Raw genomic sequence first — 23,856 nt, 5'->3', positions numbered from 1 at the left:
CATGAGCACCCGTCTCGAAAAGTTCTACAAGGACGAAGTCGTCCCGGCCCTGACCCAGAAGTTCGGTTACAAGAACCCGATGGAAGTGCCGCGCCTGACCAAGATCACGATCAACATGGGCGTGGGCGAAGCCGCCACGAACAAGAAGATCCTGGAAAACGCAGTGGCCGACCTGACCAAGATCGCGGGCCAGAAGCCGATCGTGACGAAGAGCCGCGTGTCGGTGGCTTCGTTCAAGATCCGCGACGGCTGGCCGATCGGCTGCAAGGTCACGCTGCGCCGCGCGCACATGTTCGAGTTCCTTGATCGCCTGATCAACGTCTCGCTGCCGCGCGTCCGTGACTTCCGCGGCGTGTCGGGCCGTTCGTTCGACGGCCGTGGCAACTACAACATGGGCGTGAAGGAACAGATCATCTTCCCGGAAATCGACTTCGACGCCGTCGACGCGATCCGCGGCATGGATATCGCCATCACGACGACCGCCAAGACCGACGCCGAAGCCAAGGCGCTGCTCGAAGCGTTCCGTTTCCCGTTCCGTAACTGATTTCGACGAGAGATATCCATCATGGCCAAGACCTCGATGATCAACCGCGAAATCAAGCGGAAGAAGTTGAACAAGCAGCACGGCGCCAAGCGCCTCGCGCTGAAGAAGATCATCTCCAGCACGACCGCGTCGTACGAAGAGAAGATCGAAGCCGCCGTCAAGCTGCAGAAGCTGCCGCGCGACTCCTCCGAGAGCCGCCAGCGCAACCGTTGCGAACTGTCGGGCCGCTCGCGCGGCGTGTACCGCAAGTTCGGCCTCGGCCGCAACATGCTGCGCAAGGCCACGATGAACGGTGACGTTCCTGGCCTGCGCAAGGCTTCCTGGTAAGCAACAAGGCCGACGAGTCTGCTAGACTCGCCGGCTGCTTTAAGCGCTCCGGGTTCCGCCTGGGCGTTACAACTGGATTATTCGCATTCCGCGGATATCGGTGCACTCATAGGTGACTTTTCATGAGCATGACTGATCCCATCGCCGACATGCTGGTTCGCATCAAGAATGCGGCCGCTGTTCGGAAGCAGACGGTGAAGATGCCGTCGTCCAAGATCAAGACCGCGATCGCCGGCGTCCTGAAGGACGAAGGCTACATCGCTGATTTCCGCGTGACCCCGAACGGCGCCAAGGCCGAACTCGAAGTCGTGCTGAAGTACTACGAAGGCAAGCCGGTGATCGAGCGCCTCGAGCGCTACTCGCGTTCGGGCCTGCGCCAGTATCGCGGCAAGGACGCGTTGCCGAAGGTCCTGGGTGGCCTCGGCGTCGCCATCATCTCCACTTCCAAAGGCATCATGACTGATGCGCAGGCGCGCCAGCAGGGCGTCGGCGGTGAAGTCCTGTGCTTCGTGGCCTAACAGGAGTTCACTGACATGTCTCGTGTAGCCAAGAAGCCGATCGCCCTCCCGAAGGGCGTTGAAGTCAGCGTCGCCAACGACGCCATCATCGCCAAGGGCCCGAAGGGCACCCTGAGCGTGACCAAGCCCGCCAACGTGGCGTTGAAGATCGAAGACGGCCATGCCGTGTTCTCGACCGACAACGCCGAGCAGATTGCGCTCACCGGTACCTTGCGCGCCATCCTCGCCAACATGGTGAAGGGCGTGTCCGAAGGCTTCGAGCGCAAACTCGAGCTCGTCGGCGTCGGTTACCGCGCCGCGATGCAGGGCAAGGACTTGAACCTGTCGCTGGGTTATTCGCACCCGGTGCTGTTCACCACGCCGGAAGGCATCACCATCGCCACTCCGACGCAGACCGAAGTCGTGGTCTCGGGTGCGGACAAGCAGCGCGTTGGTGAAGTCGCGGCCAAGATCCGCGGTTTCCGTCCGCCGGAGCCGTACAAGGGCAAGGGCGTGAAGTACGCCGGCGAAGTCATCATCCGTAAGGAAGCGAAGAAGGCCTAATCCGGCTTTCGGCTTCGAGGAACCAGATCATGAGCATCAAGAACACCGCCCGCCTGCGCCGCGCCAAGTCGACCCGCGCGCACATCCGCGAACTCGGCGTGCCGCGCCTGACCGTGCTGCGCACGGGCCAGCACCTGTACGCACAGGTCTTCACTGCCGACGGTTCGAAGGTCCTGGCAGCTGCCTCGACCACGCAGGCCGACGTCAAGGATGGCCTGAAGAGCGGCAAGAACTCCGAAGCGGCTGCCAAGGTCGGTCGTGCCATCGCTGAGAAGGCCAAGGCCGCTGGCGTCGAGAAGGTCGCGTTCGACCGCTCGGGCTACCGTTACCACGGCCGCATCAAGGCACTCGCCGACGCTGCGCGCGAAGGCGGCCTGCAGTTCTGATCCAGCGCGGCGGAACTCTTCCGCTGCGTGTTCGCACAAAGCATCGACGGGCGAAAGCCCGTCTGCGCTTGAAAGCCTGGAGGCCTGCCTCCACGCAATGCCAACTGCCGATGCGGTCTGCATCGGGCGCGACTCCCGGATTGCCGGTTTCGCGAAACACCCGAAGTAATCCACAACCATAAGCGGCCACGCCGCAAATCCTTTCAACTACCGAGTAATCCAAATGGCAGAAGAACAACGGGCACCGCGGGGCCGCGATCGTGATCGCAACCGCGAAGAGATGGATGACGGCATGATCGAGAAGCTGATTGCGGTCAACCGCGTCAGCAAGACCGTCAAGGGCGGCCGCCAGTTCACCTTCACCGCGCTGACGGTGGTGGGCGACGGCAATGGCAAGGTCGGCTTCGGTTACGGCAAGGCGCGTGAAGTGCCGGTCGCGATCCAGAAGTCGATGGAGTACGCCCGCAAGAGCTTCATCAATGTCGATCTGAACAATGGCACGCTCTGGCACCAGGTCAAGTCCGGTCATGGCGCGGCACGTGTGTTCATGCAGCCTGCTTCGGAAGGTACCGGCGTGATCGCTGGCGGCGCGATGCGCGCTGTACTCGAAGCGGTCGGTGTCAAGAACGTGCTGGCCAAGGCCGTCGGTTCGCGCAACCCGATCAACCTGGTGCGCGCCACGCTCAAGGGCCTGTCCGACATGCATTCGCCGGCCAAGATCGCGGCCAAGCGCGGCAAGAAGGTGGAGGACCTGAACCATGGCTAAGAACGAAGCAACCACCGGCACCGTGAAGGTGCGCCTGGTCAAGGGTCTTCGTGGCACCCAAGCCCGCCACCGCCTGTCGGTGAAGGCTCTGGGCCTGAACAAGCTCAACGATGTGCGTGAACTGAAGGACAGCCCGTCCGTGCGCGGCCTGATCAATCAGCTCCACTACCTCGTTCGCGTCGAGGAGTAATCAACATGCGTCTCAACACTCTGCAACCCGCCGACGGTGCGCGCACCGAGCGCAAGCGCGTCGGTCGCGGTATCGGTTCGGGCCTGGGTAAAACTGCCGGCCGCGGCCACAAGGGTTCGTTCGCTCGCTCCGGCAAGGGCAAGATCAAGGCCGGCTTCGAAGGCGGCCAGATGCCGATGCAGCGTCGCCTGCCGAAGGTCGGCTTCCGCTCGCTGATCAAGAAGGACACGGCCGAAGTCCTGCTGTACGCGCTGGACAAGCTCGACGCCGGTGACATCGACCTGGCCGCCCTCAAGGCCGCCAAGCTCGTGCCGCCGAACGCCAAGCAGGCCAAGATCGTGAAGAAGGGCGAACTCACCAAGAAGTTCGTACTCAAGGGCGTGCTGGCTACGGCCGGTGCGAAGGCCGCGATCGAAGCGGCTGGCGGCAAGGTCTCGGCGGAGTAATCCACGAATGGCGAAGAGCAGCAACGCAATGGCCGGCATCGGCGGCGGTCTCGGTAAGTTCACCGAGCTTCGCCAGCGCCTGCTGTTCGTCGTCGGCGCCCTGGTTGTCTACCGCATCGGCTGCTACGTGCCGGTGCCGGGCGTCAATCCGGACGCCATGCTGGAACTCATGAAGAGCCAGCAGGGCACCATCGTGGACATGTTCAACATGTTCTCGGGCGGCGCCCTGCAACGCTTCAGCCTGTTTGCGCTGAACGTCATGCCATACATCTCGGCATCGATCATCACGCAGCTGCTGACGCAGATCGTGCCGAGCCTGAAAGCCATCCAGAAGGAAGGCGAATCGGGCCGTCGCAAGATCAACCAGTGGTCGCGCATGGGTGCGATCCCGCTGGCCGTATTCCAGGCCTGGGGCATCGCGACAGCGCTGCAGAGCGGTGGCGCAGCCCAAGGCATCCCGGTTGTCTACAACCCGGGTCCCGGCTTCGTTCTGACCGCGGTGATCGCGCTAACCGCCGGCACCATGTTCCTGATGTGGCTGGGCGAGCAGGTCACCGAGCGCGGCATCGGCAACGGCGTGTCGCTGATCATCTTCGCGGGCATCGTCGCAGGCCTGCCGGCCGCGGTGCTTGGCATGTTTGAGCAGATCCGCAATGGCGACATGAATGCCATCGTGGCGCTCGTGATCGCGGCGCTGGTGCTGAGCTTTACCTTCCTGGTGGTGTTCGTCGAGCGCGGGCAACGGCGGATCACGGTGAATTACGCACGTCGCCAAGGCGGCCGCAGCGCGTACATGAACCAGTCCTCGTTCCTGCCGCTGAAGCTCAACATGTCGGGCGTGATCCCGCCGATCTTCGCGTCGAGCATCGTGATGTTCCCGGCGACCGCCGCTGCATGGTTCAGCCAGGGGAGTTCCGCGACGTGGTTGCAGAAGCTGGCGCAGATGCTTAACTCGGGCCAGCCGTTGCACATGATTCTCTATGCCGGACTGATCATCGGCTTCGCGTTCTTCTATACCGCGCTGGTGTTCAACTCGCAGGAAACTGCGGACAACCTCAAGAAGTCGGGCGCACTGATTCCCGGCATCCGTCCGGGCAAGGCGACTGCCGACTACGTCGACGGCGTGCTGACCCGCCTGACGGCCGCCGGTGCGATCTATCTTGTGATCGTCTGCCTGTTGCCGGAAATCATGCGCACGCAGCTGGGCACTTCGTTCTACTTCGGCGGCACCTCGCTGCTGATCGTGGTGGTGGTGGTGATGGACTTCATCGCGCAGATCCAGGCGCACCTGATGTCGCACCAGTACGAGAGCCTGTTGAAGAAGGCGAATCTGAAGGGTTCGCGTGGCGGCCTCGGCCGCTGATTGAAACAAGGTGGTTCCGGCTCTGGCCGGAACTGATTGGCGATCGGGAATCTTTTCCGGCCGCAGCGAATCCCGGTAGGCACTGGGGTTCAGATGGGCGACTCGGGCGGCGTCTCGCGCACGGGTGGTTCCGGGCCTTTCGCGCGCCAGAGTAGCGCGCGGGCAGGGCAGGGCAGACTCGTTATGGAGTTGTCCTGGCCAGCCAGTCCGGAGCTGTCGCCGGAGCATGGGCACACTCCCCATGCCGGGTATTGGGACTTCGGTCCCGGTGCTTCCAAGTAACCCGAGACCCTGTTAAAATCTCTTGTTCACTCCGCCGGGTTCGTAGCCTGGCGGCCAAACCAGTTGGAGAATCGCGTTATGGCGCGTATTGCTGGCGTCAACCTGCCTGCCCAGAAGCACGTCTGGGTCGGGCTGCAAAGCATCTACGGCATCGGCCGTACCCGTTCGAAGCAGGTCTGTGAATCGGCCGGGGTCACCCTGTCGACCAAGATCCGTGACCTGTCGGAACCGGAAGTCGAGCGCCTGCGTGGCGAGATCGCGAAGTTCGTGGTCGAAGGCGACCTGCGTCGTGAGATCGGTATCTCGATCAAGCGTCTGATGGACCTGGGCAGCTATCGCGGCCTTCGTCACCGTCGCGGCCTGCCGCTGCGTGGTCAGCGCACCCGTACCAATGCACGTACCCGCAAGGGTCCGCGCAAGGCCATCAAGAAGTAAGGGGTAGAAGACCATGGCCAAGCCGGCTGCTGCTGCCAAGACCAAGAAGAAGATCAAGCGCGTCGTCACCGACGGCATCGCCCACGTCCACGCTTCTTTCAACAACACCATCATCACGATCACCGACCGCCAGGGCAACGCGCTCTCGTGGGCGACTTCGGGTGGCGCGGGTTTCCGCGGTTCCCGCAAGTCGACCCCGTTCGCCGCGCAGGTTGCTGCGGAAAAGGCCGGCCGTGCTGCGCTCGACTACGGCGTCAAGTCGCTGGAAGTGCGCATCAAGGGTCCAGGTCCGGGTCGCGAGTCCGCCGTTCGTTCGTTGAACAACGTCGGCTACAAGATCGTAAACATCATCGACGTCACGCCGATTCCGCACAACGGCTGCCGTCCGCCCAAAAAGCGTCGCGTCTGAGGAGCTGAAGACACATGGCTCGTTATATTGGTCCCAAGTGCAAGCTCTCCCGTCGTGAAGGCGCCGACCTCTCGCTGAAGTCGCCCGTCCGCGCTCTCGACTCGAAGTGCAAGCTCGAACAAAAGCCCGGCCAGCATGGCCCGACCGCCCGCAAGGGCAAGCTGTCCGATTACGCCACCCAGTTGCGTGAGAAGCAGAAGGTCAAGCGCATCTACGGCTTGCTGGAGCGTCAGTTCCGCAACTACTACAAGAAGGCCTCGAACAAGAAGGGCAACACGGGTGAAAACCTGCTGCAGCTCCTCGAGACCCGCCTTGACAACGTCATCTACCGCATGGGTTTCGCTGTGACCCGTCCGGCCGCCCGCCAGCTGGTTTCGCACCGCGGCGTGACGGTCAACGGCAAGCCGGTGAACCTGCCTTCGTATCAGGTCAAGGCCGGCGACGCGATCGCGCTGTCGGAACGCGCCCAGAAGCAGCTGCGCGTGCAGGAGTCGCTGGGCGTCGCCGCCCAGATGGATCTGTCGCCGTCGTGGGTCGAAGTAGATGCCAAGAAGTTCGCTGGTGTGTTCAAGGCAGTGCCGGACCGTTCCGACCTGCCGAGCGACATCAACGAAGCGCTGATCGTCGAGTTGTACTCGAAGTAAGGCCGACTGCGACCCACGGGTCGCTTCCGCCAAAACCCAGGCTGGTGCGCCTTTGCGCGTGCCGGCCTCTCCCTCGAAGAGAGGGAGCTCCAAAAGCCTAAAGCCCTCGTTTCCCCCAACGAACGAAGGCATTGCAGGAGAACGCAACAACATGACGGTTACCGCAAACCAGGTACTGCGCCCGCGTGGTCCCCAGATCGAACGCATCTCCGGCCATCGCGCCAGGGTCGTGATCGAGCCGCTCGAACGCGGCTACGGCCACACCCTCGGCAACGCGCTGCGTCGCGTGCTGCTGTCCTCGATCCCCGGCTTCGCGATCACCGAAGTCGAGATCGATGGCGTGCTTCATGAGTACACCACGGTCGAAGGTCTCGAAGAAGACGTGCTCGAAGTCCTGCTGAACCTCAAGGACGTCGCCATCCGCATGCACACTGGTGACAGCTCCATGCTGTCGCTGAGCAGGCAGGGTACGGGCGTCGTGACGGCAGCTGACATCAAGACCGACCACAACGTCGAAATCCTCAATCCGGAACACGTGATCGCGCACTTGACCAAGGACACGGCGCTGAACATGCGCCTGAAGATCGAGCGTGGTTTCGGCTACCAGCCGGCCGCTGCCCGTCGTCGTCCGGATGAAGAAACCCGCACGATCGGCCGCCTGATGCTGGACGCGTCGTTCTCGCCGGTCCGCCGCGTTGCTTACGCCGTGGAAGCCGCGCGCGTCGAGCAGCGCACCGACCTCGACAAGCTGGTCCTGGACATCGAAACCAACGGCACGATCGACGCCGAGGAAGCCGTGCGCACCGCCGCCGACATCCTCAGCGACCAGCTGTCGGTGTTCGGCGACTTCACCCATCGCGACCGTGGCGCTGCCAAGCCGCAGACCGGTGGCGTGGATCCGATCCTGCTGCGTCCGATCGACGACCTCGAGCTGACCGTGCGTTCGGCCAACTGCCTCAAGGCCGAGAGCATCTACTACGTCGGCGACCTGATCCAGAAGACCGAAGTCGAGCTGCTCAAGACGCCGAACCTCGGCAAGAAGTCGCTCACCGAGATCAAGGAAGTCCTCGCCCAGCGCGGTCTTTCGCTCGGCATGAAGCTTGAGAACTGGCCGCCGGCCGGTATCGCAAGCCATGGGATGATGGGCTGATCCAATAAGCAACAAGCGATCCCCGCTCATGGCGGGGATCGCCGCAACAAACCCCGCAACACACTGCCGACGAGCCTGAAGGTTCGCGGCACGCCGGCCAGGGAAGAGGTCGGCCAGGACCAACCGCAGTCCGATGCTTCAACGCCACGATGGCGACAGCGAAATCCAACAGCTACAGCATTCATCAGGAATCCCAATCATGCGCCACCAGAAATCCGGACGTGCCCTCAGTCGCACCACTGCCCATCGCGAAGCGATGTTCAGCAACATGGCGGCCTCGCTGATCAAGCACGGCCTCATCCGCACCACCCTGCCCAAGGCCAAGGAGCTGCGCCGCGTCGCCGAGCCGCTCATCACCCTGGCGAAGAAGGATGGCGTCGCCAACCGTCGTCTCGCCTTCTCGCGCCTGCGCGACAAGGAAGCCGTGGGCACGCTGTTCACCACGCTTGGTCCGCGTTACGCGACGCGTCCGGGTGGCTACCTGCGCATCCTCAAGTGCGGTTTCCGCGCTGGTGACAACGCGCCGATGGCCTACGTCGAGCTTGTCGACCGTCCGGAAGCCGCGCAGTAATCGCTTCCCGCGCGCCGCTTTGTGCAGCGCGAGGTCGTGCACGTTGGATCACGAAAGCTCTGGCTCACGCCGGAGCTTTTGTGTTTTCGGGCTCCGGAAAGTCGTATCGATCATCGGCATTTTCACGTCGCTTGTAGCTACAGGGGAACCCGAAGCCTCGCTGTCTGTCTTTGCACGCACCCGGCCAGCCGTTAAGGTAGCGACATGATCAATCTGTCCCGCGCTTCGTTCCGCGTCCAGTTCCTGCTCGGTTTCCTCGCCTGCGCTGCGCTGCTGGGGTATGCATTCCACACGCAGCTTCGCGACGTGAATCCGCTGGAGCCTTGCCCGCTCTGCATCTTCCAGCGCATTGCGTTTTTCTCGCTTGGGATCGTGTTCCTGCTCGGTGCGCTCCATGGCCCGGTGAAAGCCGGATCGCGACGCGTCTATGGCCTGTTGGCATTGATCGCTGCAGGCGCGGGCATCCTGGTTGCGGGGCGCCATGTGTGGATCACGCATCTGCCTGCGGACCAGGTGCCGAGTTGCGGTGCGCCCTTCGAGTTCATGCGCCAGACGATGGGGCCGCTCAAGCTCATCCAGAAAGTGATGACCGGCTCCGGTGAGTGCGCGAAGGTTGATTGGACATTCCTTGGCCTGTCTATGCCGGCATGGAGCCTGTTATGGCTGATCGCACTGGCTGTGTGGGCCGGCTACGCGGCCTTCCGCAAGCGCTGATCGGCGCTGCGCTACGCGACGCGGGCCGCGTTCCCGCATTCCAATTCGCAATCAGCGGTTACCTCTGCAACCGTTGCAGCGCTGTCTTTTCAGGCGGATGATGGAAATTCGCTGCAGCGCAGCAACCTTCATCTTTGAGTGCCATGTCCGCTTCTGATCGCAATCTCCGCGCCGTCAACCTGCCGACCGACTGGTCTCCGGCAAGCTGGCGCGGCTATCCCGCGTTGCAGATGCCGACCTATCCCGATCCGATCGCGCTCGAAGGCGTGCTGCAGGAAATGCACGCACTGCCGCCACTGGTCACGTCCTGGGAAATCCTCGCACTGCAGAAGCAGATCGCCGAAGCGCAGGAAGGCAAGCGTTTCCTCTTGCAGGGAGGCGACTGTGCGGAAGTATTCGAGGGCTGCACGCCGGAAGTAATTTCGAACCGGTTGAAGGTGCTGCTGCAGATGAGCCTCGTGCTCGTGCACGGGCTGCGGCTTCCGGTGGTGCGCGTCGGACGTTTCGCCGGCCAGTACGCGAAGCCGCGTTCGACGGATACCGAGACGCGGGGCGGCGTAACCCTGCCGGCGTATCGCGGCGACATCATCAACGCGCCGGATTTCACTGAAGCCTCGCGCGTTCCCGATCCACGGCGCATGGTGAAGGCGCACGCGCGTTCGGCGATGACAATGAACTTCATCCGCGCACTGATCGATGGCGGTTTCGCCGACCTGCATCATCCCGAATACTGGAATCTGAGCTGGGTCGGTCACTCGCCGCTCGCCGACGAATACCAGCGCATGGTTGACGGCGTAGGCGATGCAGTGCGCTTCATGGAAACGCTGTCTGGCAGCGAGGTGCACAACCTCAATCGTGTCGACTTCTACACCTCGCACGAAGCACTCCTGCTGCCGTACGAGGAATCGCAGACGCGACAGGTACCACGGCAGTGGGGCTGGTTCAACCTCAGCACGCATTTCCCATGGATCGGCATGCGCACAGCGCAGCTGGACGGCGCGCACATCGAATACTTCCGCGGCATCCGCAATCCGATCGGACTCAAGGTCGGTCCGTCGGCGACGGCGGAGCAGTTGTTGCGGGTCATCGACGTACTCAATCCAGACGACGAAGCCGGCCGTCTAACGCTGATCCACCGCATGGGTGCAGCCCAGATTGCCGAGAAATTGCCGGTGCTGCTCGATGCGGTCAGGCGCGAAGGCCGCCGCGTGCTATGGATCTGCGATCCGATGCACGGCAATACCGAAAGCACGAGCAACGGTTACAAGACCCGGCGCTTCGGCAACATCCGCAGTGAACTCGAGCAAGCCTTCGACCTGCATGCGGCAGCGGGCACGCGCTTGGGTGGGGTGCATCTGGAATTGACCGGCGAAGATGTCACCGAGTGTCTCGGCGGCGCGCGCGAGCTGACGGAAATCGACTTGGAGCGGGCTTACCGTTCCACCGTCGATCCACGCCTGAACTACGAACAGGCGCTGGAGATCGCGATGCTGATCGTGCGCAAGCAGGCGCAGCTGGCGCGGCCGGAATAGGGCTGGCTTTGTAGAGCGGAACTTGCTGCACTGCCGGTGCTCTGTTCTTGGTTCTGTGCGAAAAGCAGCGGAGCAAGCTCCGCTCTACAAGGCGTTATTTAGCAGCGTTCGTCGCTGACGCAGCAGCGGGCAAGCTCACGAGAAACTGCGGCGTCTTGCGCGCCTTCGTCGCCTGTTCGAACGAATAACCCAGTTCGATCAAACGCGGTTCGCTCCACGCAGTGCCCATGAACACAACGCCGAGCGGCAATCCATTCGCATCGCCCATCGGTACCGTGAGGCTCGGATAACCCGCAACCGCCGCAGCGCCGTAACCCGACGGGATCTGCGGATCGCCGTTGGTCATGTCGGCCTTCCATGCCGCGATCGTGGCCGGGGCAATCAAGGCATCGAGTTGCTGCGCTTGCAGTGCGGCATCAATGCCTTGCACGCCCGCAAGTTTGCGTATGTTGCTGCGCGTGTCGAGATAGACCGGATCGCTCAACGGTCCGCGCGCATCGGCCTGTTCGAACAATTCCTGGCCGAAGTAGCTCAGTTCATCGGCCGCATGGCGCCGGTTGAAGTCCATGAGCTGCGCGAGCGTGCGAACGGGCGCGCCCTGGCTCTCGAGATAGTGTTCGAGCCCGGCCTTGAATTCCCACGTCAGTACATCCAGCTCGCCGGCGTCCCACTGGCCATCAGTCGGAATCTGCGTGTCCACTACAACGGCGCCGGCGCGGCGCATCGTCGTGATCGCCTTCTCCATCGCGGCGTCGATGTCGGCGTTCGAGCCCATCTTGTTGCGAAGCACGCCGATGCGTGCACCACGTAGGCCATCAGCCTTGAGGTGCAGGGGATAGTCGAAGACGGCGCGACCGACGCTGTTCGCCGTCGCCGCGTCGTTCTCGTCGCGCCCGACCATCGCAGCGAGCAGGTAGGCAGCGTCGGCGACATTGCGTGCCATCGGCCCGGGCGTGTCCTGGCTGCGGGAAATAGGAATGATGCCGTCGCGGCTGACGAGCCCGACCGTGGGCTTCAGGCCAACGAGTCCGGTGACGGCGGCGGGACAGATGATGCTGCCATCCGTTTCCGTGCCCACGCCCACCGTGGCGAGCGCGGCCGAAATCGCACTGGCGGTACCGGAACTCGAACCGCAGGTGCTTCGGTCGAGCACGTATGGATTGCGGGTCAATCCGCCGCGCGCGCTCCAGCCGGATGTCGAATGCGTGGAGCGGAAGTTCGCCCATTCGCTGAGGTTGGTCTTGCCCAGGATTACCGCACCGGCGGCGCGCAACCGATCGACGAGGAAGGCATCGCGCCTGGGCCTGTGGTTCGCGAGCGCGAGCGAGCCGGCCGAATTCACCATCGGCGTCGCGTCGATGTTGTCCTTGAGCAATACCGGAATGCCATGCAACGGGCTGCGCACGCGTCCTGCCTTGCGCTCCGCGTCGCGCGCATCGGCTTCCTTGATTGCGTCGGGATTGAGTTCGATGACGGCATTGAGCATCGGGCCCGCATCGTCGATCGCGGCGATGCGTTCGAGATAGGCGCGCGTGAGTTCGTGGCTGCTCAGTTCGCCACGCGCCATCCGGCCGGAGAGGTCCGCAACGCTGGTTTCGACGAACGGGAAATCCGATGCCGTGGAAGAGGCAGAGCCATCTGGGGCAGCGGAAGCCGAAGACGAGCCGAGATTACGGATGCGGTCGCATCCACCCAGCGCAGCAAGGAAGGCCACGCTCATTGCAACAGTGCGCGCGGCGCGACGGCCGTGGATCCGGCTCAGGACAGACATGGCGATTCCCCCTGCCGCGGCATGGCGCGGACCTGTTCAGGATCGCTGCCATTGCCCCTGCATACAAGGGCGGGCTGGCCGGAGAGGTGTGGTTGTCGTCACGATGCCGGCATGCCGGCTGCACTGCGAGCTCAGCGACTGCGCTTCAGGAGATCGCGGCCCAAGGCCCAGACCACGGCCAGGTTCACGACGAAGACGGTGGTCGACAACCAGCCGGGATGCATGATCAAGGCATATCCGTCCAGCGGCAGGTACACCGCCGCGCTGATGCAGCCGAGCCATGACGCCCATCTGCGCACGCGCCACAGGCCCCAGGCTTCGACAAAGCGCAGCGCGGCGTACGCAACGCCGATCGCCGCGGTGAGGTGCACCGAGTCCGGATTGATCGTGCGCGACAGCCAGTCGAGCAGCCCGTGCTTCGGATCCAGCTGGAAGTGGTTGATCAGTTCGTGCAACCAGCGCTGCAGCGGCGCTGGTCCGAGAATCTCGAGGCCGCTGGCAGCGAGCAGTGCCAGCAGGCCCTTTGCCGCCTCGAAGATCGCGATGGCATGCAAGCCAGGATGAGCATGCGGGTCCGGGTTGTACGAATGCCCTGCATGCAGGACATCCGTATCCGGATGGCTATGTCCGTTGCGCACCAGAAGTGCCGGAGTGAGCGTCAGCGAACGTCGCGGTCAGGCCGCACGCGAGGCGCGCTTGCGATCGCTTTCGGTCAGGAACTTCTTGCGCAGGCGGATTTCCTTCGGCGTGACTTCGACCAGTTCGTCGTCCTCGATGAAGTCCAGTGCCTGTTCCAGCGTGTACTTGATCGCCGGGCTCAGCTGGATCGCGTCGTCCTTGCCCGAAGCGCGCATGTTGGTCAGCGGCTTGGTCTTGATCGCGTTTACGGTGAGGTCGTTGTCCTTGGAGTGGATGCCGACCAGCTGGCCTTCGTACACGTTGTCGCCTTCGGCGGCGAACAGGCGGCCGCGCTCCTGCAGCGGCCCGAGCGAATAGGCCGGCGTGGTGCCCGGCGCATTGGCGATCATCACGCCGTTGATGCGTTTGGCGATCGCGCCCTGTTCCTTCGGACCGTAGTGGTCGAACACGTGGAACAGCAGGCCCGAACCCTGGGTCAGGGTGCGGAACTCGTTCTGGAAACCGATCAGGCCGCGCGCGGGGATCATGTAGTCCAGGCGCACGCGACCCTTGCCGTCGGGTTCCATGTTCTTCAGCTGCGCCTTGCGGGTGCCGAGCTTTTCCATCACGCCACCCTGGTGCTGCTCTTCGATGTCCACCACGAGCTGTTCGACCGGCTCCATCTGCTGGCCGTCGATTTCCTTGATGATCACTTCCGGGCGCGACACGGCGAGTTCGAAGCCTTCGCGACGCATGTTCTCGATCAGCACCGACAGGTGCAGTTCGCCGCGGCCGGAAACGAGGAACTTGTCCGGATCGGAACCTTCCTCGACCTTCAGCGCGACGTTGTGCAGCGTCTCGCGTTCGAGGCGTTCGCGCAGCTGGCGACTCGTGAGGAACTTGCCGCCGCTCAGCTCCTTGTGGCCGGCGAACGGCGAGTTGTTCACCTGGAAGGTCATGCTGATCGTCGGTTCGTCCACGGTCAGCGCGGGCAGCGCTTCGGGCGCGTCGAGCGCGCAGACGGTGTCGGAGATCGACAGGTCCGCGACGCCGGAGATGGCGACGATGTCGCCGGCTTCGGCTTCCTCGGTCTCGATACGTTCCAGGCCCATGAAGCCGAGCACCTGCAGGACCTTGCCCTGGCGCTTCTTGCCTTCACGGTCGACCACGCTCACCGGCATGTTGCGGCGGACCTTGCCGCGCTGGATGCGGCCGATGCCGATCAGGCCGACGAAGTTGCTGTAATCCAGCTGGCTGATGCGCATCTGGAACGGACCGTCGAGATCCACTTCCGGCGGCGGCACGTGTTTCATGATCGCTTCGTACAGCGGGGTCATGTCGCCGTCGCGCGCGGCGTCGTCGAGGCTGGCGTAGCCGTGCAGTGCGGAGGCGTAGACGATCGGGAAGTCGAGCTGCTCGTTGGTGGCACCGAGCTTGTCGAACAGGTCGAATACCTGGTCGATGACCCAGTCCGGGCGCGCGCCGGGGCGGTCGATCTTGTTGACCACGACGATCGGCTTGAAGCCCATCGCGAACGCCTTCTGCGTCACGAAGCGCGTCTGCGGCATCGGGCCGTCCATCGCGTCGACGAGGATCAGCACCGAGTCGACCATCGACAACACGCGCTCGACCTCGCCGCCGAAGTCGGCGTGGCCCGGGGTGTCGACGATGTTGATGCGGTTGCCCTGCCAGGTGATCGCCGTGTTCTTGGCGAGGATCGTGATGCCACGTTCCTTTTCCTGATCATTGCTGTCCATCGCGCGTTCGGCCAGCACGGTGCGTTCGGAAAGCGTGCCCGACTGCTTGAGCAGGCAGTCGACGAGGGTGGTCTTGCCGTGGTCGACGTGGGCGACGATGGCGATATTGCGCAGGCGTTCGATGGACATGCGGAAAGCGCCGGTCAGGGGCGCGAGGTCAGCGGGAGGAAGCCGGAAATTATAGCCCGCCACGGTTGCCCGCGTCCGGTTCAGGCTGGACGGCTGCGGTATCCTTGGCAGTCCCGTTCACGGATTGGCCCCAAGCGGCCGCAAATCCCCACCTGCAGGAGCTTCCCCATGAGCCTGATCGCCAATTTCGATACCGACCGCGGCACGATCCGCATCGAACTGGCCGCCGACAAGGCGCCGCTGACCGTCGCCAACTTCGTCAACCTGGCCCAGCGCGGCTTCTACGACGGACTCAAGTTCCACCGCGTCATCAACGATTTCATGATCCAGGGCGGCTGCCCGCAAGGCACCGGCACCGGCGGCCCGGGCTACCGTTTCGAGGACGAAGCCAACAACGGCCTGCGCCATGAGCGCGGCGTGCTGTCCATGGCCAATGCCGGCCCGAACACCAACGGCAGCCAGTTCTTCATCACCCACGTAGCCACGCCCTGGCTCGACGGCAAGCACACCGTCTTCGGCAAGGTGATCGAAGGCCTGGACGTGGTCGATGCGATCAAGCAGGGCGACCTGATCAAGTCGCTGAAGATCGAAGGCGATGCGTCGGCCGCCCTGGCCGCGAAGGCGGACCGCGTCGCCGAGTGGAACAAGATCCTGGCCGCGTAACCGCCGCCGGTTGCCGGAAGAAATCGGGGCGCCATGCGCCCCGATTTCTTTTGCGGAATGTGGCTACCAGACCGCGCCATGGAATATTCCGTCATATCCCCAAGGCTGCGACCCCACAGCCGCGCCGCTACAATACGGGGCTTCCCTCCCACAGGTTCCGCCCCATGCCCCAGCTTGCCCGGCGCATCGGTCGCGCCAAGCCCAGCGCGATCATGCAGGTGGCCGAAAAGGCCAAGCGCCTCAAGGCCGAAGGCCGCGACATCATCAGCTTCTCGATCGGTGTCCCCAACTTTCTTCCCGCCGAGCATGTCTACGCCGCCGCGCGCGACGCGCTGGCCAAGGACAGTGGCCAGTACGGCAGCAACCGCGGTGCCGACGTGCTGCTTGATGCGTTCATCGCGCACATGCACAAGATCGGCCTGGATGGCTACGGCAAGGTCAATGTCGCCACTGGCATCGGCGCCAAGCACGTGATCTACAACCTGGCCGAAGCACTGCTCGACGAAGGCGACACGATCGCGTTCCCGACGCCGTACTGGACCAGCTATCTCGACATCGCAGAAATCGTCAACGCGAAGATCGACCTGCTGCCGTGCCCGCCTTCACAGGACTACAAGCTGACGCCCGCGCAGCTCGACGCCGCGCTGGCGAAGAAGCCGAAGGTGTTCCTCTTCAACAATCCTTCGAACCCGACCGGCATGGTCTACACGAAGGAAGAAGTCACCGCGCTCGCCGATGTCATCGCGAAGTATCCGGACACATGGATCATCACCGACGACATCTACAACCGCATGCTGTTCGACGGACTGCAGTACTACAACTTCGTGCACGCGCGTACCGAATTGCGCGATCGCGTGATCTTCATCGACTCGCTGTCCAAGACCTACGGGATGCCGGGTTGGCGCGTGGGTTTCATGGCCGGGCCGGAATCCGTCGCCCAGGCGATCGCGACGATGAATTCGAACCACATCACCAACATTCCCGAAATCGTCACCGCCGCCGCCGTCGCCGCGCTCACCGGGCCGCAGGACGTGCCGACGCAGAAGTGCGCCGAGTTCCAGTCCAAGCGCGACCAGGTAATGGACGTGATGAACTCGCTGCCGGGCGTCGTCTGCCCGCGTCCGCAGGGTGCGTTCTACGTGTTCCCGGACATCAGCGTGTCGTTCGGCAAGACGCACGGGCCCACCGGGCTGAAGATCAACAACGACGTGGACTTCTGCAACGCATTGCTCGAAGCCAAGGGCGTCGCGTGCGTGCCGGGTTCGGCTTTCGGCGAACCGCGCGCGCTGCGCATCAGCTACACCTGCCCGACGCCGCAACTCGCACCGGGCCTGCAGCGGCTCCAGGAATTCTTCAACGAACTTTCCTGATCTATTCAACACGCATCGTCGCGGGGCGTTCGGCGCCCCGCTTTTCCATCCAGGAGTTGCCCCATGAAGACCCCCGTCCGCGTTGCCGTCACCGGTGCTGCCGGCCAGATCGGTTATGCCCTGCTGTTCCGCATCGCTTCCGGCGAGATGCTCGGCAAGGACCAGCCCGTCATCCTGCAGATGCTCGAACTGCCGATGGAGAAGGCCCAGGCCGCGCTCAAGGGCGTGATGATGGAGCTCGAGGACTGCGCGTTCCCGCTCCTCGCCGGCATGGTCGGCACCGATGATCCGAAGGTTGCGTTCAAGGATGCCGACTACGCTCTGCTGGTCGGCGCGATGCCGCGCGGTCCGGGCATGGAGCGCAAGGACCTACTGCTGAAGAACGCCGAGATCTTCACCGTGCAGGGCAAGGCGCTGAACGAAGTCGCTTCGCGCAACGTCAAGGTGCTCGTAGTCGGCAATCCGGCCAACACCAATGCCTACATCGCGATGAAGTCGGCGCCGCAGCTGCCGGCGAAGAACTTCACCGCGATGCTGCGCCTCGACCACAACCGCGCGCTGTCGCAGCTCGCCTCGAAGGCCGGCGTCGCAGTGAAGGACATCAAGAACATGGTCGTGTGGGGCAACCACAGCCCGACCATGTACCCGGACTACCGCTTCGCCACCGTGGCAAACGGTATTTCGCTGAAGGACAAGATCAACGACGCCGACTGGAACGCGAACACCTTCATCCCGGTGGTGGGCAAGCGCGGCGCGGCGATCATCGAAGCGCGTGGCCTGTCCTCGGCGGCTTCGGCGGCGAACGCCGCGATCGACCACATGCGCGACTGGGCGCTGGGCACGAATGGTGAATGGGTGACGATGGGCGTGCCGTCCGACGGCAGCTACGGCATTCCGGAAGGCGTGATGTACGGCGTGCCGGTGACCTGCGCCAATGGCGAGTACACCCGCGTCGAAGGCCTGCCGGTCGACGACTTCAGCCGCGCCGCGATGGACAAGACGCTGGCCGAGCTGGAAGAAGAACGCGCCGGCGTGGCGCACCTGCTGTAAGCAGCAAGACGAAGGCGGCTCTGGTCGCCTTCGTCGCTTTGATCGACGCCGCGGCGTATGCCGTCGATGAGACAACGGCGGACAGGCGCCGCCTCGAGAGGTAACGAAAACATGTCGCAGGTTTCCGCAGGCGCGCGCTTCCGAGCGGCCGTCCGAGACGAATCCCCGTTGCAGGTGATGGGCGCCATCACCGCCTACGCCGGCCTGATGGCCAAGCGCACGGGTTACAAGGCGCTGTACCTGTCGGGCGGTGGCGTCGCCGCAAACTCACTGGGAATGCCCGACCTCGGCATCAGCACCATGGAAGACGTGCTCACCGATGCACGCCGCATCGTCGATGCGACGCAGATGCCATTGCTCGTGGACATCGACACTGGCTGGGGCGGCGCGTTCAACATTGGCCGCGCGATCCGTTCCTTCATCAACGTCGGCGTTGCCGCAGTGCACATGGAAGACCAGGTCGGGCAGAAGCGTTGTGGCCATCGTCCCGGCAAGGAAGTGGTGAGCAGGGAAGAGATGGTCGATCGCGTCAAGGCGGCGGTCGATGCGCGCACCGACGGGAACTTCGTGATCATGGCGCGCACCGACGCTGCCGCGGTCGAAGGCATCGATTCGGCGATCGAGCGCGCGGTGGCTTATGTCGAAGCCGGCGCGGACATGATTTTTCCCGAGGCGATGAATTCGCTCGACGACTATCGAAGGTTCAAGGCTGAGGTGAAGGTGCCGATCCTCGCCAACCTCACCGAATTCGGCAGCACGCCGTTCTTCACTACCGACGAGTTGCGCGAGGCGAACGTCGACATCGCGCTGTACTGCTGCGGCGCCTACCGCGCGATGAACAAGGCAGCGCTCAACTTCTATGAAACCGTGCGTCGCGAAGGGACGCAGAAGAACCTCATCGACACCTTGCAGACGCGAGCCGAGCTGTACGACTTCCTTGGCTACCATGCGTACGAGGACAAGCTCGACCAGTTGTTTGCGCAGAACAAATAAGAGGAACCATCATGAGCGACAACGCCTCCCCAGTCCTGCCCAAGGCCAAGAAGTCCGTCGCGCTGAGCGGCACGGCCGCGGGCAACACCGCGCTGTGCACCGTGGGCCGCAGCGGCAACGATCTGCACTACCGCGGATACGACATCCACGACCTCGCGACGAAGTCGACCTTCGAGGAGGTTGCGTATCTCCTGGTGCACGGCATCCTGCCCACGCAGTCGCAGCTCGACGCCTACAAGGCCAAGCTGAAACGCCTGCGCGGCCTGCCGGCGATCGTGCAGGAAGCGCTGGAACTCGTTCCCGCCAATGCGCATCCGATGGACGTGCTGCGGACGGGTTGCTCCGTGCTGGGCACGGTATTGCCGGAACGCGATGGCCATCCGGCTGCCGAAGCGCGCGATATCGCCGACAAGCTGATCGCAAGCTTCGGTTCGATGCTGCTGTACTGGTGGCACTTCACCCGCAACGGCCGCCGCATCGACGTGGAGACGGACGACGACGGTATCGCCGCGCACTTCCTGCACCTGCTGCATGGCGAAGAGCCGAGCGCGCTGCACGCCGATTCGCTCGACAAGTCGCTGATCCTCTATGCCGAGCACGAGTTCAACGCATCGACCTTTACCGCGCGCGTGATCGCGGGCACCGGTTCCGACCTGCACTCGTGCATCACCGGCGCAATCGGCGCGCTGCGCGGTCCCAAGCACGGCGGCGCCAACGAAGTGGCGATGGACATCATCAGCCGTTACAACTCCGCCGAAGAAGCCGAAGCGGACATCCGCGCGCGGGTGGAGCGCAAGGAAATCGTGATCGGCTTCGGCCATCCGGTGTACACGATCGGCGATCCGCGCAATCCGATCATCAAGGAAATCTCGCGCAAGCTCTGCAAGAACGGCGGCAACCAGACGCTGTTCGACGTGTCCGAGCGCATCGAGACACTGATGTGGGACACGAAGAAGATGTTCCCGAACCTCGACTGGTACAGCGCCAGCGCCTATCACATGATGGGAATTCCGACACCGATGTTCACGCCGTTGTTCGTGATCGCACGCACTACGGGGTGGAGCGCGCACGTCATCGAGCAGCGCGAGGACGGCAAGATCATCCGGCCCAGCGCCAACTACACCGGGCCGGAAGATCGCGAGTACGTGGCGATCGGTAGCCGCTGAGCGGCGGCGTCATGCGATAGCGCAAAAAGGCCGGCTTGCCGGCCTTTGTGTTGCCTGCAAGCACGGGATTCTCCTTTGGTCGAATACGCCAGCCCGGCCCGTAATCGCCGGGTGATGCGTGGCATATTCGGGCCGGCATTCGTGACTCATGGTTGGGCATATGCACGACAAGTCGATACCCAACAAGACCGCGGCCGGACGCGATGAGATCGAGAGCCGCGCGCGCAAGCTGCCGACCAGCTGCGTTCCATCCTCCTTCTCGTCGATGGACAACGCACGGCTCGTCAGCTGCGGGACGTGATCAGCGGATTGCATGCGCCCGCCGATGCGCTGGCCCAGCTTGCTTCGGTCGGTCTTATCGCCGATGCCGCCGCATCGGGTTCGTCGACAGCCCCTGAGTATCTTGCGCCGTCTGCCGAAGCAGCCACCCGCTACAGCGTGCTGTATGCGCTGATGTGCGATGCCGTGCGGGAGCACCTGGGCCTGCGCGGCTACTTCATGTAATTGAAGATCGAGCGCTGCGGCAATGCCGAAGAATTGCTTGCGTTGCTACCTGACCTGGCGGCAGCGCTGGCGAAGGCACGCAATGCGGAACTCGGACGTGAGTTCGAACGGCGCCTGCGCACGTTCGCGCAGGCGTGATCGCCTAGCGCCTGATATCAGCTGACGCCTTCGGCCTTCAGTGCGGCCTGCACGCCGGGATCGGCATCCATGCGCTGCTTGAATGCGTGGAGGTTGTCGAGGCCGCCGAGTTCCACGCCCGTATTCGCAGCCCAACGCAACGTGACATAGAGATACGGATCGGCGTAGCTGCGGAAGCCCGCAAGCCATTGCTTGCCCGCGAGCTGTTGATCTGCGCGTCCGAACAACACGCGCACATTGTTGCGCGCCTGCGCCTTCACAGCCTCATGCTGCGACTCGTCCGCGAGGTAACGCGCGGGGCCGAAGATCGGCTTGAACGCCGGATGCAGGTCGGAATTGACGAAGGCAAGCCAGCGATTCGCTTCGGCGCGCTGGCGCATGCTGCCGTCGCCTGCAAGATGTGCCGCGGGGCAGGTGTCGGCGATGTAGCCGAGGATGGCGGCGTTCTGGGTGAGGACGTAGTCGCCGTCGCGCAGCACCGGCACCGTGCCTGCGGGATTGATCGCGAGGTATTCGGGCGACTGGCGCTGGTCACGGGTGACGATCTCGATTTCGAACGGAACTCCGGCCCATTGGAGCGCGATGTGATCGGCGGTGGAGCAGGCGCCAGGCGAGGTGTAGAGCTTCATCGGATACCTGTTGGTTGTTGAAGCCAAGCACTATCGCGCGTTGCTTCATGATTCCTCAATCGTCTTCGCGCAACGTTGTGTTTGCGCTGCATGAGTCAACGCTTCGGACAAAAAAAGATCCGCACAAGGCGGATCGGAAAAGCAGCGGAGCGAACTCCGCGTCCAAAGCGGTTTCAGGAATTGTGCTTGCGTGGCTTGAGCGACTGCACTTTGTAGAACGTGTGGTCGCCGATGGTCGCGACCTGGTAGGCATTGCGCCACGACGGACTGGCGATCCCCAGCGCGGCGAAGTGGCTGGCGCCTGGCACGATTTCCTTGCGCTGCCCGGCCGGCAGCGACCAGTTGTTCTCGGCTTCCAGGGCGACCGTGACGGCCTGCGCCCATGCTTCGGTGTTGCCGAGGCGGGTCGAGGGCGAGACGAGGGTGGGGGCGAACTGCTTGTTCGCGGTAACCACGTCGCACACGGTGCTGCCCCAGAGGCCGCTGTCTCGACGGCGCAGGGCAACCTCGGCAACCGCCTGCTGGCCCCGGACGGACTGGTCACGGGCTTCCAGGTAGACGGTCGTGCTGAGGCACAGCGAATCGGCGGTCTGTGGCGGCAGGACGGAGGCGAGCCACAGAATCCAGGCGAGTTTCATGTCGTACTCCTTGCTCCGTTGGCCGGGCCGCACTTCGGCGTCGTCTCCGGCTGGAGGCGGGCGCCTGGGGCGAAATCCGGTATGGCGTACTGGGGAGGGCGGCACGCTCTCTGGCGTGCTTTGCCCGGGCATCGGGACCGCACAGGAGTGCGGGCGTTGCGACGGTGCCGCCGGTGGGCGGCTTTAAAAGTTGGCGAACGGTACCGGCGGGTTTCCCAACCAAAGATGAATCGTGACAGCTGTCACGTATTGTATCGCCGCAGTATCGATGATAGAGCCGCGCTGGGGTGGCGGAACGCGAAGGTGGCGCCAGTGCTTCCAACCCGTGTGACGGTGCAGCCTTCGACTCTTGTGCTTGTGCGGCCTCATGGCAGGCGGTAGGGCGGGCCAGCCGGGTTCCTGGTGCAGTCATTCCTCGCCCACAGGACGAACGGGACATCCCGCTCAGATTGCCGACATGTGCACCGCACCGGTCAGGCGGTCTTGAAACCGCCAAAGTGGCGGTCACGGCGGCTGCGAGCATCGGCGACTGCTCGGAAACCGGCCCGTCGGGGGAATGCTCATAAAAGAAGGGTGGAGTCGGCGAGGCGCCGCCGTGCCGGTGAGCTCGCACGGCACCCCTTCCAAGCGTACTTCCCACATGGCTGAGTTCTGTTTAGGCTGCGCCTGTGACCCGCTGAAACCACGAGAGTCCAATTCAGTTTTGTACTTGGCAGTGTTTTTTTAACACTGCTTTCACAAGCGGGCACATAGCCTTCACGGAGTGGGCGTGTCGTTCAGGCAGGCCCACGTCAAGAAACCAGGAACGCCGCAGTGGCGGTTTCCAATTCAAAGGAGCAAAAGATGAATAAGAAACTCCTCTGCGCCGCTCTACTGGGTGGTCTGTGCCTTGCCCAGGCAGTGCATGCGCAGGACTTCGATGATCGCTGGTACCTGACGGGTTCGGCTGGCTTCAACATCCAGGACAACGATCGCGATACGCGGAATGCCCCGTTTGGTGCGATCGGCGTCGGCAAGTTCCTCAATCCGAACTGGTCGATCGACGGCGAACTCAATTATCAGAAGCCGGTATGGGATTCGAACCAGGATCTGAACTGGAGCCAGTACGGCATTTCGTTCGACCTGCGCCGCCACTTCGTCGCCGAGGGGCGCAACTGGAATCCCTACATCCTCATGGGTCTTGGCTACCAGCGCGAAGAGATTGAAAGCGACAACTTCCCGAACCCGGATTCGCCGTTCGAGGAAGAGGAAGGCGCAGTCGCCGGCAAGTTCGGCGTTGGCCTGCAGGGCGACATGGGCCGCGTCGGTATCCGTACCGAACTGGCCTATCGCGCTGTCGCGATCAACGACACCCGTGCGCAGCTCGTCCTCGACGATCCGCCGCCGGAACAGAACGACGGTGAAGACTGGTACGGCGACGTGCTCGCTTCGGTCGGCATCATCGTGCCGCTTGGTCCGGAACCCGCGGCTGCTGCTCCGGCGCCAGCCCCTGCGGCTCCGAGCTGCGCCGACGGCGACGACGACGGCGACGGCGTGAACAACTGCGACGACAAGTGCCCCGGTTCGCAGGCAGGCCAGACCATCGGTCCGGACGGCTGCCCGGTCCCGGT

At 63.5% G+C, this 23,856-nt stretch carries 29 protein-coding genes; 24 read left to right on the top strand and 5 right to left on the bottom strand.

Features of this window, described 5'->3' with window-relative positions:
- The first annotated feature begins 1 nt into the window (after position 1).
- From rplE to ASD14_RS15350, 16 genes are all read left to right on the top strand, one after another.
- The gene (gene rplE, locus ASD14_RS15425) at positions 2 to 544 is read left to right on the top strand and encodes a 50S ribosomal protein L5 (protein WP_056135993.1); all 543 of its coding nucleotides are present in this window, start codon (positions 2 to 4) and stop codon (positions 542 to 544) included.
- Positions 545 to 565: 21 nt separating this feature from the next.
- Positions 566 to 871, top strand: a complete 306-nt coding sequence (gene rpsN, locus ASD14_RS15420; RefSeq protein ID WP_056135990.1) for a 30S ribosomal protein S14 — start codon at positions 566 to 568, stop codon at positions 869 to 871.
- A 122-nt stretch (positions 872 to 993) separates the two neighbouring features.
- Positions 994 to 1,389: a 30S ribosomal protein S8 gene (gene rpsH, locus ASD14_RS15415; protein WP_056135985.1), complete on the top strand. Its 396-nt coding sequence runs from the start codon at positions 994 to 996 to the stop codon at positions 1,387 to 1,389.
- Between the two features lie 15 nt (positions 1,390 to 1,404).
- Entirely contained in the window at positions 1,405 to 1,932 is a 528-nt protein-coding gene (gene rplF / locus ASD14_RS15410) for a 50S ribosomal protein L6 (protein WP_056135982.1), read from the top strand.
- 29 nt (positions 1,933 to 1,961) lie between these two features.
- Positions 1,962 to 2,318, top strand: coding sequence for a 50S ribosomal protein L18 (gene rplR / locus ASD14_RS15405; protein WP_056135979.1), 357 nt, complete (start codon positions 1,962 to 1,964; stop codon positions 2,316 to 2,318).
- A gap of 223 nt (positions 2,319 to 2,541) precedes the next feature.
- The gene (gene rpsE, locus ASD14_RS15400; RefSeq protein WP_082539042.1) at positions 2,542 to 3,084 is read left to right on the top strand and encodes a 30S ribosomal protein S5; all 543 of its coding nucleotides are present in this window, start codon (positions 2,542 to 2,544) and stop codon (positions 3,082 to 3,084) included.
- A complete protein-coding gene (gene rpmD / locus ASD14_RS15395; protein WP_056135977.1) occupies positions 3,077 to 3,274 on the top strand; it encodes a 50S ribosomal protein L30 in 198 nt (65 codons plus the stop codon). The genes rpsE and rpmD overlap by 8 nt, the downstream gene beginning before the upstream one ends.
- Positions 3,274 to 3,720, top strand: a complete 447-nt coding sequence (gene rplO / locus ASD14_RS15390) for a 50S ribosomal protein L15 (protein WP_082539041.1) — start codon at positions 3,274 to 3,276, stop codon at positions 3,718 to 3,720. Before rpmD ends, rplO begins: the two co-directional genes overlap by 1 nt.
- A gap of 7 nt (positions 3,721 to 3,727) precedes the next feature.
- On the top strand, positions 3,728 to 5,083 hold the full coding sequence (gene secY, locus ASD14_RS15385) for a preprotein translocase subunit SecY (RefSeq protein ID WP_056135971.1): 1,356 nt from the start codon (positions 3,728 to 3,730) through the stop codon (positions 5,081 to 5,083).
- A 360-nt stretch (positions 5,084 to 5,443) separates the two neighbouring features.
- Positions 5,444 to 5,800 carry a 30S ribosomal protein S13 gene (rpsM, locus tag ASD14_RS15380; protein ID WP_056135968.1) on the top strand — a complete coding sequence of 119 codons (357 nt, stop codon included), beginning with the start codon at positions 5,444 to 5,446 and terminating at the stop codon, positions 5,798 to 5,800.
- A gap of 13 nt (positions 5,801 to 5,813) precedes the next feature.
- On the top strand, positions 5,814 to 6,209 hold the full coding sequence (rpsK, locus tag ASD14_RS15375) for a 30S ribosomal protein S11 (protein WP_056135964.1): 396 nt from the start codon (positions 5,814 to 5,816) through the stop codon (positions 6,207 to 6,209).
- Positions 6,210 to 6,223: 14 nt separating this feature from the next.
- Positions 6,224 to 6,853, top strand: a complete 630-nt coding sequence (gene rpsD / locus ASD14_RS15370) for a 30S ribosomal protein S4 (protein ID WP_056135961.1) — start codon at positions 6,224 to 6,226, stop codon at positions 6,851 to 6,853.
- A gap of 151 nt (positions 6,854 to 7,004) precedes the next feature.
- Positions 7,005 to 8,003, top strand: a complete 999-nt coding sequence (gene rpoA, locus ASD14_RS15365) for a DNA-directed RNA polymerase subunit alpha (protein ID WP_056135958.1) — start codon at positions 7,005 to 7,007, stop codon at positions 8,001 to 8,003.
- A 199-nt stretch (positions 8,004 to 8,202) separates the two neighbouring features.
- On the top strand, positions 8,203 to 8,574 hold the full coding sequence (gene rplQ, locus ASD14_RS15360; protein WP_056135955.1) for a 50S ribosomal protein L17: 372 nt from the start codon (positions 8,203 to 8,205) through the stop codon (positions 8,572 to 8,574).
- A gap of 207 nt (positions 8,575 to 8,781) precedes the next feature.
- Positions 8,782 to 9,288 carry a disulfide bond formation protein B gene (locus tag ASD14_RS15355; protein ID WP_056136037.1) on the top strand — a complete coding sequence of 169 codons (507 nt, stop codon included), beginning with the start codon at positions 8,782 to 8,784 and terminating at the stop codon, positions 9,286 to 9,288.
- 143 nt (positions 9,289 to 9,431) lie between these two features.
- Complete coding sequence (locus tag ASD14_RS15350; RefSeq protein ID WP_056135951.1) at positions 9,432 to 10,820, top strand: 3-deoxy-7-phosphoheptulonate synthase class II; 1,389 nt, start codon at positions 9,432 to 9,434, stop codon at positions 10,818 to 10,820.
- A gap of 94 nt (positions 10,821 to 10,914) precedes the next feature.
- On the opposite strand, the gene ASD14_RS15345 is transcribed toward ASD14_RS15350, so the two are convergent.
- The 3 genes from ASD14_RS15345 to typA all read right to left on the bottom strand — a co-directional run bounded on the left by ASD14_RS15345 (position 10,915) and on the right by typA (position 15,095).
- Complete coding sequence (locus tag ASD14_RS15345) at positions 10,915 to 12,540, bottom strand: amidase (protein ID WP_056135948.1); 1,626 nt, start codon at positions 12,538 to 12,540, stop codon at positions 10,915 to 10,917.
- 182 nt (positions 12,541 to 12,722) lie between these two features.
- Complete coding sequence (locus tag ASD14_RS15340; RefSeq protein ID WP_056136034.1) at positions 12,723 to 13,193, bottom strand: DUF2127 domain-containing protein; 471 nt, start codon at positions 13,191 to 13,193, stop codon at positions 12,723 to 12,725.
- A 72-nt stretch (positions 13,194 to 13,265) separates the two neighbouring features.
- Positions 13,266 to 15,095, bottom strand: coding sequence for a translational GTPase TypA (typA, locus tag ASD14_RS15335; RefSeq protein ID WP_056135945.1), 1,830 nt, complete (start codon positions 15,093 to 15,095; stop codon positions 13,266 to 13,268).
- A gap of 168 nt (positions 15,096 to 15,263) precedes the next feature.
- Here typA and ASD14_RS15330 point away from each other — a divergent pair, with 168 nt between their 5' ends.
- The 7 genes from ASD14_RS15330 (at position 15,264) to ASD14_RS16575 (ending at position 20,979) form a co-directional block, all read left to right on the top strand.
- Positions 15,264 to 15,758 carry a peptidylprolyl isomerase gene (locus ASD14_RS15330; protein WP_056135942.1) on the top strand — a complete coding sequence of 165 codons (495 nt, stop codon included), beginning with the start codon at positions 15,264 to 15,266 and terminating at the stop codon, positions 15,756 to 15,758.
- A 164-nt stretch (positions 15,759 to 15,922) separates the two neighbouring features.
- A complete protein-coding gene (locus ASD14_RS15325) occupies positions 15,923 to 17,128 on the top strand; it encodes an aminotransferase class I/II-fold pyridoxal phosphate-dependent enzyme (protein ID WP_056135939.1) in 1,206 nt (401 codons plus the stop codon).
- 63 nt (positions 17,129 to 17,191) lie between these two features.
- Complete coding sequence (locus ASD14_RS15320; protein ID WP_056135936.1) at positions 17,192 to 18,178, top strand: malate dehydrogenase; 987 nt, start codon at positions 17,192 to 17,194, stop codon at positions 18,176 to 18,178.
- A gap of 111 nt (positions 18,179 to 18,289) precedes the next feature.
- Complete coding sequence (gene prpB / locus ASD14_RS15315; RefSeq protein ID WP_056135933.1) at positions 18,290 to 19,171, top strand: methylisocitrate lyase; 882 nt, start codon at positions 18,290 to 18,292, stop codon at positions 19,169 to 19,171.
- Between the two features lie 11 nt (positions 19,172 to 19,182).
- Positions 19,183 to 20,337 (top strand): 2-methylcitrate synthase, encoded by a 1,155-nt coding sequence (prpC, locus tag ASD14_RS15310; protein WP_056135930.1) that lies wholly within the window; start codon positions 19,183 to 19,185, stop codon positions 20,335 to 20,337.
- Positions 20,338 to 20,634: 297 nt separating this feature from the next.
- Entirely contained in the window at positions 20,635 to 20,841 is a 207-nt protein-coding gene (locus ASD14_RS16580; protein WP_235565430.1) for a hypothetical protein, read from the top strand.
- Entirely contained in the window at positions 20,842 to 20,979 is a 138-nt protein-coding gene (locus ASD14_RS16575; protein WP_235565429.1) for a hypothetical protein, read from the top strand.
- A 17-nt stretch (positions 20,980 to 20,996) separates the two neighbouring features.
- Here the strand turns inward: ASD14_RS16575 and ASD14_RS15300 are convergent, their stop codons facing one another.
- Positions 20,997 to 21,608, bottom strand: coding sequence for a glutathione S-transferase N-terminal domain-containing protein (locus ASD14_RS15300; RefSeq protein ID WP_056135928.1), 612 nt, complete (start codon positions 21,606 to 21,608; stop codon positions 20,997 to 20,999).
- Positions 21,609 to 21,781: 173 nt separating this feature from the next.
- On the bottom strand, positions 21,782 to 22,246 hold the full coding sequence (locus ASD14_RS15295; protein WP_056135926.1) for a cell wall hydrolase: 465 nt from the start codon (positions 22,244 to 22,246) through the stop codon (positions 21,782 to 21,784).
- Between the two features lie 843 nt (positions 22,247 to 23,089).
- Here ASD14_RS15295 and ASD14_RS15290 point away from each other — a divergent pair.
- Positions 23,090 to 23,856: porin family protein (locus tag ASD14_RS15290; RefSeq protein WP_082539044.1), on the top strand; the 767-nt coding region annotated here is incomplete at its 3' end.

This window comes from Lysobacter sp. Root494 (assembly GCF_001427225.1).
Taxonomy (GTDB): domain Bacteria; phylum Pseudomonadota; class Gammaproteobacteria; order Xanthomonadales; family Xanthomonadaceae; genus Agrilutibacter.
The sequence above is the reverse complement of the archived record's forward strand: the minus strand, read 5'-3'. Positions and strand labels throughout refer to the sequence as shown.

What these genes read in the sequence shown, in the direction of transcription:
- rplE (WP_056135993.1), top strand. Translation starts at nt 2, where the DNA reads ATGAGCACCCGTCTCGAAAAGTTCTACAAGGACGAAGTCGTCCCGGCC.
- rpsN (WP_056135990.1), top strand. Translation starts at nt 566, where the DNA reads ATGGCCAAGACCTCGATGATCAACCGCGAAATCAAGCGGAAGAAGTTG.
- rpsH (WP_056135985.1), top strand. Translation starts at nt 994, where the DNA reads ATGAGCATGACTGATCCCATCGCCGACATGCTGGTTCGCATCAAGAAT.
- rplF (WP_056135982.1), top strand. Translation starts at nt 1,405, where the DNA reads ATGTCTCGTGTAGCCAAGAAGCCGATCGCCCTCCCGAAGGGCGTTGAA.
- rplR (WP_056135979.1), top strand. Translation starts at nt 1,962, where the DNA reads ATGAGCATCAAGAACACCGCCCGCCTGCGCCGCGCCAAGTCGACCCGC.
- rpsE (WP_082539042.1), top strand. Translation starts at nt 2,542, where the DNA reads ATGGCAGAAGAACAACGGGCACCGCGGGGCCGCGATCGTGATCGCAAC.
- rpmD (WP_056135977.1), top strand. Translation starts at nt 3,077, where the DNA reads ATGGCTAAGAACGAAGCAACCACCGGCACCGTGAAGGTGCGCCTGGTC.
- secY (WP_056135971.1), top strand. Translation starts at nt 3,728, where the DNA reads ATGGCGAAGAGCAGCAACGCAATGGCCGGCATCGGCGGCGGTCTCGGT.
- rpsM (WP_056135968.1), top strand. Translation starts at nt 5,444, where the DNA reads ATGGCGCGTATTGCTGGCGTCAACCTGCCTGCCCAGAAGCACGTCTGG.
- rpsK (WP_056135964.1), top strand. Translation starts at nt 5,814, where the DNA reads ATGGCCAAGCCGGCTGCTGCTGCCAAGACCAAGAAGAAGATCAAGCGC.
- rpsD (WP_056135961.1), top strand. Translation starts at nt 6,224, where the DNA reads ATGGCTCGTTATATTGGTCCCAAGTGCAAGCTCTCCCGTCGTGAAGGC.
- rpoA (WP_056135958.1), top strand. Translation starts at nt 7,005, where the DNA reads ATGACGGTTACCGCAAACCAGGTACTGCGCCCGCGTGGTCCCCAGATC.
- rplQ (WP_056135955.1), top strand. Translation starts at nt 8,203, where the DNA reads ATGCGCCACCAGAAATCCGGACGTGCCCTCAGTCGCACCACTGCCCAT.
- ASD14_RS15350 (WP_056135951.1), top strand. Translation starts at nt 9,432, where the DNA reads ATGTCCGCTTCTGATCGCAATCTCCGCGCCGTCAACCTGCCGACCGAC.
- ASD14_RS15345 (WP_056135948.1), bottom strand. Translation starts at nt 12,540, where the DNA reads ATGAGCGTGGCCTTCCTTGCTGCGCTGGGTGGATGCGACCGCATCCGT.
- typA (WP_056135945.1), bottom strand. Translation starts at nt 15,095, where the DNA reads ATGTCCATCGAACGCCTGCGCAATATCGCCATCGTCGCCCACGTCGAC.
- ASD14_RS15330 (WP_056135942.1), top strand. Translation starts at nt 15,264, where the DNA reads ATGAGCCTGATCGCCAATTTCGATACCGACCGCGGCACGATCCGCATC.
- ASD14_RS15325 (WP_056135939.1), top strand. Translation starts at nt 15,923, where the DNA reads ATGCCCCAGCTTGCCCGGCGCATCGGTCGCGCCAAGCCCAGCGCGATC.
- ASD14_RS15320 (WP_056135936.1), top strand. Translation starts at nt 17,192, where the DNA reads ATGAAGACCCCCGTCCGCGTTGCCGTCACCGGTGCTGCCGGCCAGATC.
- prpB (WP_056135933.1), top strand. Translation starts at nt 18,290, where the DNA reads ATGTCGCAGGTTTCCGCAGGCGCGCGCTTCCGAGCGGCCGTCCGAGAC.
- prpC (WP_056135930.1), top strand. Translation starts at nt 19,183, where the DNA reads ATGAGCGACAACGCCTCCCCAGTCCTGCCCAAGGCCAAGAAGTCCGTC.
- ASD14_RS15300 (WP_056135928.1), bottom strand. Translation starts at nt 21,608, where the DNA reads ATGAAGCTCTACACCTCGCCTGGCGCCTGCTCCACCGCCGATCACATC.
- ASD14_RS15295 (WP_056135926.1), bottom strand. Translation starts at nt 22,246, where the DNA reads ATGAAACTCGCCTGGATTCTGTGGCTCGCCTCCGTCCTGCCGCCACAG.